A 7,539-nucleotide genomic window follows, 5' to 3' on the forward strand; every position below is an offset into this window, starting at 1 on the left:
TCGTAGGCGCCCAACTGCTCATGTCGCCCAGCTATCATGCTGAATTCACACAGTGAATCCCTAAAGCGATTTATGTTACAAAGCCGTGCCAATACCGCAAAGTCTATCTGGCGATGGACACCGGCACCGGCGACATCCGTGCGGTGGGGTTCACCTCTAGTGACACAGGAGACAGTCCGGTCCTGCCCGAACTGCTGAGCCAGGTGCCGCCAGAGGAACTGATCTGCACCGTGACCGGTACTGGCGTCCACGACACGCGCCGCTACAATACGGCCATCCTGGATCGAGGCGCCGCCGCCGTCATCCCCATCCGCAAGAACGGGCGTCGTTGGAAAGAAGATTGTCCGGCCGCAACGGCTCGCAACGAGATCCTGCGCGCCACCCGGCACCTAAGGCGTGCCATCTGGAAGCGATGGGCCGGCTATCATGTCCGAAGTCGGATTGAGGCAAAGATGCGAGGCCTAAAATCCTTCGGCGAATACATCGCCTCACGAGACCGCGATCGCCAGACCGCCGAAATCCACATCCGTCTCGCTCTCATGAACCGCTTCAACGAGCTCGGCATGGCCGAGATCGAACGCATGGCCTGAACTCAATGGGAAAGGGAAAGCTCGCTCAGTTGCTGGGTTCTGCAACAATGCCGGCGGCGTGCCTGCGTACATTCGGTCAGATATTGGCCCTGAGTTCATTACTGAGGCCGTCAGAAGCTGGATCAAACCTGTCAGGGCCACGACTGCTTTCATTGAACCAAGATTCCCTTGGGAGAACGGAAACCGCGAAAGCTTCAACGGGCGAATGCGGGATGAATTGCTGAACGATTGAATCTTCTATTCGTTACACGAAGCTCAGATAATCATTGAAAGCTGGAGGAAACACTACAACATCAGACGACCCCACAGCGCTCTGTACTACCGCCCACCTGCGCCAGAGGCCACAGTCCCGATGGACCAACGCACTAACTTTTAAACTGGACCATTCAAGTGGGGCTGCTCAAGCGACGTCTGACGACCGTTTGGTATTAACCTGACGGGTTAAGTCCCAGGGAGGCAGGTCGTCGACCTGGTTTGTTGGGTGATCTGTTGCGATGGCTTCGAGTGTGGAGATATCGGTTGGGGTAGGATTTCGGTATAGGCTGCTTCTAAGTCACTGGAGTTGCAAGGCAAGTTCTCCTCGCCGATATGTGCGACAAGGTCGATCCGCAGTGTTAATCGGGCAGGTGTGCTTAATCGTACCTTAAGACATTTTCTTTAGTAAAAGTTTAGCGACCGGAGAGGTTGGCGTCATGACAAAGTCACTTGGTACAGCGGAGAAGAAGCATAACATGCGCTTGACATCTCACAACATTCCCCAAGAATCAAAAACGTGGCGTCCGCGTGTCACGGTATTATGTGCAGTCTGGCATAAGCAAAACAATAAGCTCGACCTGCTCAGATCTCATTGGGAGAATCTGAGGCAGCAATCGATTCAGGTTGAGCCGTGCTATATCTTCGACAATGGTGACAGTGCGCCTGACTGGTTGGAAGCACCTTGGCATTCTTTTTCAAAGCCGCTGACTATCTATGAAGCCTGGGCCGCAGGAGTGGCGTTGGCGCAAACGCGGTATGTGATGAACCTCAATATGGATGACCGGCTGGCCTCCAATGCCGCTGAGCTGCTGTTGCGCGGTTTGCAGTCTCAGAATGCCGCGCTCATTGGCGGGGAGTGGGTCATACGGTTCGACCATGATTTCCAGACCGAGACCTTTGTTGCTACTGATTTCAAATCCACGCGTTTCGACCCCATTTGGCCCCCAATTCCGTTGAGCAAAGGTGCCAGCCTACGCTTGGGCAGCGGCACCGGAGAACGAGGAACCTTTGGCCCGGCAACCCTGTGGGATCTGGACAAGGCCGAGCGCTGGTATCCGACCTATTTCGGCAACCGGGACCCCATTTTGTCGATCGGGGACAGAATTTTCTGGGAACGCTTGCTGCGGGGGCGACACAGAGTGGCACGTCTGCCCAAAGTCATCGGGCGGTACTACTCCTCCCCCGACAACCAGGCTGAGTTTCGTCCTCATAACGACGAGGACAAACTGCGCCTCCACGGGGTCCACAAGGTCTCTTTTGCCCAACAGATTTCCCGTGGGCAAAACCACATGCCTCAGCCGAATACTCAATCTGCTCCTGCTGGACCGATCTTGCCGGCACCGCGCAATCTGGCGGAAAGCAAGAGCCAGGCCCTGGCGCATAAATATCTGACCCTGTTCGGTCGCAGCCCTGCGACCGCTGCGCAATCAAACGTATGAAACAGCCACTCCGCATATATCTGACCGGCAGTCGCGGCATTCTCGGTCGTCACGTCCGCGTGGCGCTCGAACGTGCGGTTCCGGGTTGTTCGGTTCTATGCAACAGCGCTGATCTCACAGATTTGGCCGCGACCTCCGATGCACTGCGGGCGGCGGGGCCGCTGGATCTGGTCGTGCATCTGGCCGCCCTTGTGCCGGTGGACGCCGTTCTGGCCAATCCCGCGCGCGGCTATGCGGTCAATACTGGCGGCACCATCAACCTGCTGGCGGCCCTGCCAGACGTCGAAGCGGGAGTCGGGGGGCACCAAGCTGCGCGGCTGGTGCATTGCTCCTCGGGTCATGTCTACGCCGCTCAGGATCGCCCGATCCGCGAGGACGACCCGACAGTGCCGATTTCGGTTTATGGCAAGACCAAACTTCTTGGCGAACAGGCCGCCCGCGAGATCTGCGCCGAGACTGGGCGCGCGCTTTGTGTCGCGCGGTTGTTCTCACTTCATGATCCGGCGCAAACTGGCAATTATCTGCGCCCCTCGCTGGAACGACGACTGGCGACCGCCGATCCGGAGGCAACCTTTGAACTTCATGGTGCCGGTAGCCTGCGCGATTTCCTCACGGCCGAGGCTGCGGCGCAGCAACTGGTGCGTCTGGCGCTGTCGTCCTTCGACGGGGTGGTAAACCTCGGCTCCGGGCGGGCCCAGACCGTGGCGGAGTTTGCCCAAAGCCTTGCGCCCTTCCCGCTCAAGATCAAACCCATTGGAACCGACACCACACTGGTTCCCGACGTCTCGCTGCTGAATGGCATCCTCGGAGAAGCAAATGACTGAAACCGTTTCCATCGTCATCCCCACATTTAACCGTGCCGGGATGTTACCCAAGGCCATAGACAGCGCCTTGGCCCAGACCCATGCCTGCGAGGTCATCGTGGTCGATCATGGATCCACAGACGATACGCCGGCTGTGGCGGCGCGCTACGGCGACAAGATTACCTATGTGCGCCGAGACCGTGATTTCGGCCCGCATTTCTGCTGGCTTGATGGGATTCTGCACGCCAACGGTATCTATGTGCACCTGCAATATGACGACGACTGGATCGCCGAGACCTTCATCGAGAAATGCCTGGGCGTGATGGGCGAGGACGTCGGTTTTGCCTTCAGTGGTGCCGAAGTGATCGACGAACATAGCGGCAAGCAACTGATGACCCAGTTCCTGGGATGGCTGCCGACGACGGGCACGTTTGAAAACCACCTGGCGGAGGACAATATCGTCGCTTCGCTCATCTCGCCTGGCGCAGCTCTGTTTCGCAAACAGGTGCTGATTGATGCGCTTTATCAGGGCCGGCTGCCGCTGCAGCGCAGCGAATACCACGGCGTGGGGCCGGATATCTTCGCCTCGCTCCTGTCGATGCTGCGCTACCCCAAGCTCGGCTTCGTCAAAGAGCCGCTGGCGAGTTTCCGTGCCCATGACGGCAGCATCACCATTGATGCCCTGAAGGATGCCCGCAAGAAAGAAGAGATTGCCGCCGCCTATAACGAGGTGCGCGCCTTCTATGTCGAACTGAAAGCCATGCAGATGGTGAGGGCTTCCCAATGACGACAGAGATGGTAGTGAAACCCGTCCTTTTGGCCGAAGAGACAATCTCGCAGGACGATCTTCAGGCGACTACCGAATGGATGCTCGCGGGCAACCGGCTGACCAAGGCCGAGGTGACGACCCAGTTCGAAGCCGCTTTCGCCGATTGGATGGGGTGCAATCACGCGGTCTTTGTCAATTCGGGCTCCTCTGCGAACCTGTTGATGATCTACGCCGCCAAGGAGGCCGGGCGTCTGCGCAACAACAAGGTGATCGCGCCGGCGGTAAGCTGGGTGACAACCGTATCGCCGTTGATGCAGTTGGGGTTCGATGTGCGGCTGTGCGATTGTGATCCGGTGAACCTTGGGCTTGACCTCGACCATCTGGAGCAGCTCTGCCGCGCGGAGGCCCCCTCAATGCTGGTGCTGGTGCATGTGCTGGGTCACGCGAATCATCTGCGCGAGATTAGGGCGATCTGCGATCGATATGATGTGATCCTGCTGGAGGACAGTTGCGAGGCACTGGGGTCGAGCTTTGATGGACGCAAACTGGGCTGCCACGGCTTGGCGGGCAGTTTCTCTTTCTACTACGGCCACCATATCTCTACCATCGAAGGCGGTATGGTTGTTACCGATGATCCGGAGTTGCATCAGGTGATGCTGTCGCTACGCTCGCACGGGTGGAGCCGAGATCTGGCACCCGCTCGGCAGGCCGATCTACAACGCAGCCACAATGTGGATGAATTCCGTAATCTCTACACCTTTTATTATGCGGGCTTTAATCTGCGTTCCACCGACCTTCAGGCCTATATCGGGTTGCAGCAGTTGGAAAAACTCGACCGTATCTGCGCCAGGCGGGCTGCGAATTTTGACACCTACGCAAAGCTGCTGCCGAATTTTTTCCGCCAGGACAGCGACACCGATCTGCTGTCTTCCTTCGCCTATGGCACCCTGGTGGAAAACCGTATGGAGGTTGCCCGCGCCCTTAAGGCCGAGGATATCGAATGCCGGCCGCTGATCTGCGGCAATATCGCACGCCATCCCTTTTGGGTACGCGCCTATGGTGACCAGGTTCTGCCGCAAGCGGATATGATCCATGACTACGGTATCTACCTGCCGAACCACCACAACCTGAACGCAGCAGATATCGCTCGTGTGACGGAGTGTTTCAACGCCGTGGCCAGCCCGTTCGACCTGCCCCTAAAGCGAAGCGCCTGACGATAGGCCCGCCCAAAATTCTCGCCCCCTACTAAAGGGGGGCGCTCAAGAAACTGAGGACACCATGACCAAACGTGCGCTTATCACCGGTGTGACCGGTCAGGACGGCTCCTATCTGTCGGAGTTTTTGCTGGAAAAGGGCTATGAAGTGCACGGCATCAAGCGCCGCGCATCTCTGTTCAACACCGATCGAATCGATCATATCTATCAGGATCCGCATTCCAACCACGCTCGGTTCAAACTGCACTACGGCGATCTGACCGATACGTCGAACCTGACGCGCATCCTTCAGGAGGTGCAACCTGACGAGGTCTACAACCTGGGTGCACAGTCCCATGTTGCCGTCAGTTTCGAGGCACCGGAGTATACCGCCGATGTGGACGCCATCGGTGCCCTGCGCCTGCTGGAGGCGATCCGCTTTCTAGGCATGGAGAAGAAGACTCGTTTCTATCAGGCGTCCACCTCTGAACTCTACGGCCTCGTGCAGGAAACGCCGCAGCGCGAGACCACGCCATTTCATCCGCGCAGCCCCTATGCGGTGGCAAAGATGTATGCCTATTGGATCACGGTCAACTACCGTGAGGCCTATGGTATCTATGCCTGCAACGGTATCCTCTTTAACCACGAGAGCCCGCGCCGCGGCGAGACCTTTGTGACCCGCAAGATCACCCGTGGCCTGGCCAATATTGCACAAGGCCTGGAACCCTGCCTTTACATGGGCAATATCGACAGTCTGCGCGACTGGGGCCATGCCAAGGATTATGTGCGGATGCAGTGGATGATGCTGCAACAGGAGGTGGCGGAAGACTATGTCATCGCCACCGGAGTGCAATATAGCGTGCGCCAGTTCTTCTCTTGGGCCGCCGCGGAATTGGGTATACATCTGGAGTTCTCCGGCCACGGGACCGAGGAGGTCGCCACAGTGGCGGCCATCGAGGGGGATCAAGCACTTGCGCTGAAGCCTGGCGACGTGATTATGCGCATCGACCCGCGCTATTTCCGTCCCGCCGAGGTGGAAACCCTGCTGGGCGATCCGACGAAGGCCAAGGAAAACCTAGGCTGGGTGCCGGAAATAACAGTACAGGAAATGTGTGCAGAGATGATCGCAGAGGATCTGAAAACCGCCCGCCGCCATGCGCTCCTCAAGGCCCATGGCTATGACCTGCCGGTGAGCGTCGAGGGCTGAAGTTGACCTACGATCTTACCGGAAAACGCATCTATGTTGCGGGGCACCGCGGCATGGTTGGCGCTGCCGTGGTGCGCAGGCTTGCCCGTGAAAGCTGCGAGGTGATTACCGCTGGGCGCGAGGTCCTTGATCTGACCCGTCAGCAGGCGGTGATGGACTGGATGCTGGAAAACCGGCCTGATGCCATCGTGATGGCCGCTGCTCGGGTTGGCGGCATCAAGGCCAACAGCGACTATCCGGTAGAGTTTCTGCTGCATAACTTGCAAATCGAAACCAATCTCGCCGAGGCGGCCCATGCCGCGGATGTGGAACGGGTCCTCTTTCTCGGCTCCTCCTGTATCTATCCTAAATTCGCCCCCCAACCAATCCCCGAAGAAAGTCTCTTGGCCGGCCCTCTGGAGAGTAGCAACGAATGGTACGCCATCGCCAAGATCGCCGGAATCAAGCTGATGCAGGCCTATCGCCGGCAATATGGACGCGACTGGATCTCGGCGATGCCGACCAATCTCTATGGTCCGGGCGACAACTACGATCTTGAGACGAGCCACGTCCTGCCGGCGCTGTTACGAAAATTTCATGAGGCCCGCGCGCGCGGTGCAGCGGAGGTGACGCTCTGGGGGTCTGGCACGCCATTGCGCGAATTCCTACATTGCGATGATCTCGCCGATGCTTTGGTCTTCCTTTTGCGGCACTATTCCGGGGCAGAGCATATCAACGTCGGCTCCGGGCAGGAGGTCAGCATACGCACCCTCGCCGAAACGATCGCCGAGGTGGTCGGCTACCAAGCCGAGCTGGTCTTTGATACCAGCAAACCCGACGGGACTCCGCGCAAGCTGATGGACAGCAGCCAGTTGACGGCAATGGGCTGGTCCGGGGCTCGCACGCTACGGGCTGGCATAGCCGATACCTATGCATCCCCCCCTTGGCGCGAACGCTGAACCAATAGCACTCGAGGTGTTGATTTCGTTTGATAACTTACACCTGTGAACACCTTCCTTGAAGGATTTTGTCGGGCGATGAGCTAATCGGATGAACTGCTCTCCCACCAACCGCTGCTATCATTGCGGGCATAGGTGGATAGGCGCGCGTGCGCTTCCGCTACAGGCGCATGCATGCGCTGCTGCGCCGGGAGGGCTGGGAGATCAGCGCCAAGAAGACCTATCGCATTTACAGAAATACGCTGTCCCGGCCTCACATTGTAGGGTATGGAGTGCCCCCACTGAAGTGGTCCACCTTTTGGGATAGGAATATCCCGTTTTCAGGAGGACGACGAGATGGCAGGC

At 58.2% G+C, this 7,539-nt stretch carries 6 protein-coding genes and 2 pseudogenes; all 8 read left to right on the forward strand.

Features of this window, described 5'->3' with window-relative positions; translation table 11 throughout:
• Nucleotides 1–89 precede the first annotated feature (89 nt).
• A pseudogene (locus R0J92_RS21030) lies at nt 90–590 on the forward strand (IS5 family transposase); the annotation flags it as partial.
• Nucleotides 591–645: 55 nt separating this feature from the next.
• Nucleotides 646–966, forward strand: a pseudogene (locus tag R0J92_RS21035) (integrase core domain-containing protein); the annotation flags it as partial.
• Between the two features lie 316 nt (nt 967–1,282).
• Entirely contained in the window at nt 1,283–2,284 is a 1,002-nt protein-coding gene (locus R0J92_RS21040; RefSeq protein ID WP_411053067.1) for a glycosyltransferase family 2 protein, read from the forward strand.
• Nucleotides 2,281–3,108, forward strand: coding sequence for an NAD-dependent epimerase/dehydratase family protein (locus R0J92_RS21045; RefSeq protein WP_411053068.1), 828 nt, complete (start codon nt 2,281–2,283; stop codon nt 3,106–3,108). The genes R0J92_RS21040 and R0J92_RS21045 overlap by 4 nt, the downstream gene beginning before the upstream one ends.
• Nucleotides 3,101–3,874: a glycosyltransferase family 2 protein gene (locus R0J92_RS21050; RefSeq protein WP_411053069.1), complete on the forward strand. Its 774-nt coding sequence runs from the start codon at nt 3,101–3,103 to the stop codon at nt 3,872–3,874. Before R0J92_RS21045 ends, R0J92_RS21050 begins: the two co-directional genes overlap by 8 nt.
• Nucleotides 3,875–3,882: 8 nt before the next feature.
• Nucleotides 3,883–5,070: a DegT/DnrJ/EryC1/StrS family aminotransferase gene (locus tag R0J92_RS21055; RefSeq protein WP_411053072.1), complete on the forward strand. Its 1,188-nt coding sequence runs from the start codon at nt 3,883–3,885 to the stop codon at nt 5,068–5,070.
• Nucleotides 5,071–5,134: 64 nt separating this feature from the next.
• Complete coding sequence (gene gmd / locus R0J92_RS21060; RefSeq protein ID WP_411053070.1) at nt 5,135–6,256, forward strand: GDP-mannose 4,6-dehydratase; 1,122 nt, start codon at nt 5,135–5,137, stop codon at nt 6,254–6,256.
• A gap of 2 nt (nt 6,257–6,258) precedes the next feature.
• Complete coding sequence (locus R0J92_RS21065) at nt 6,259–7,194, forward strand: GDP-L-fucose synthase family protein (RefSeq protein ID WP_411053071.1); 936 nt, start codon at nt 6,259–6,261, stop codon at nt 7,192–7,194.
• Nucleotides 7,195–7,539: the final 345 nt, after the last annotated feature.

The organism is Tritonibacter sp. SIMBA_163 (assembly GCF_046535935.1).
GTDB classification, from domain to species: domain Bacteria; phylum Pseudomonadota; class Alphaproteobacteria; order Rhodobacterales; family Rhodobacteraceae; genus Epibacterium; species Epibacterium scottomollicae.

Excerpts from the sequence above, each read along its gene's own strand:
- R0J92_RS21040 (WP_411053067.1), top strand. The coding sequence starts at position 1,283 with ATGACAAAGTCACTTGGTACAGCGGAGAAGAAGCATAACATGCGCTTG.
- R0J92_RS21045 (WP_411053068.1), top strand. The coding sequence starts at position 2,281 with ATGAAACAGCCACTCCGCATATATCTGACCGGCAGTCGCGGCATTCTC.
- R0J92_RS21050 (WP_411053069.1), top strand. The coding sequence starts at position 3,101 with ATGACTGAAACCGTTTCCATCGTCATCCCCACATTTAACCGTGCCGGG.
- R0J92_RS21055 (WP_411053072.1), top strand. The coding sequence starts at position 3,883 with ATGGTAGTGAAACCCGTCCTTTTGGCCGAAGAGACAATCTCGCAGGAC.
- gmd (WP_411053070.1), top strand. The coding sequence starts at position 5,135 with ATGACCAAACGTGCGCTTATCACCGGTGTGACCGGTCAGGACGGCTCC.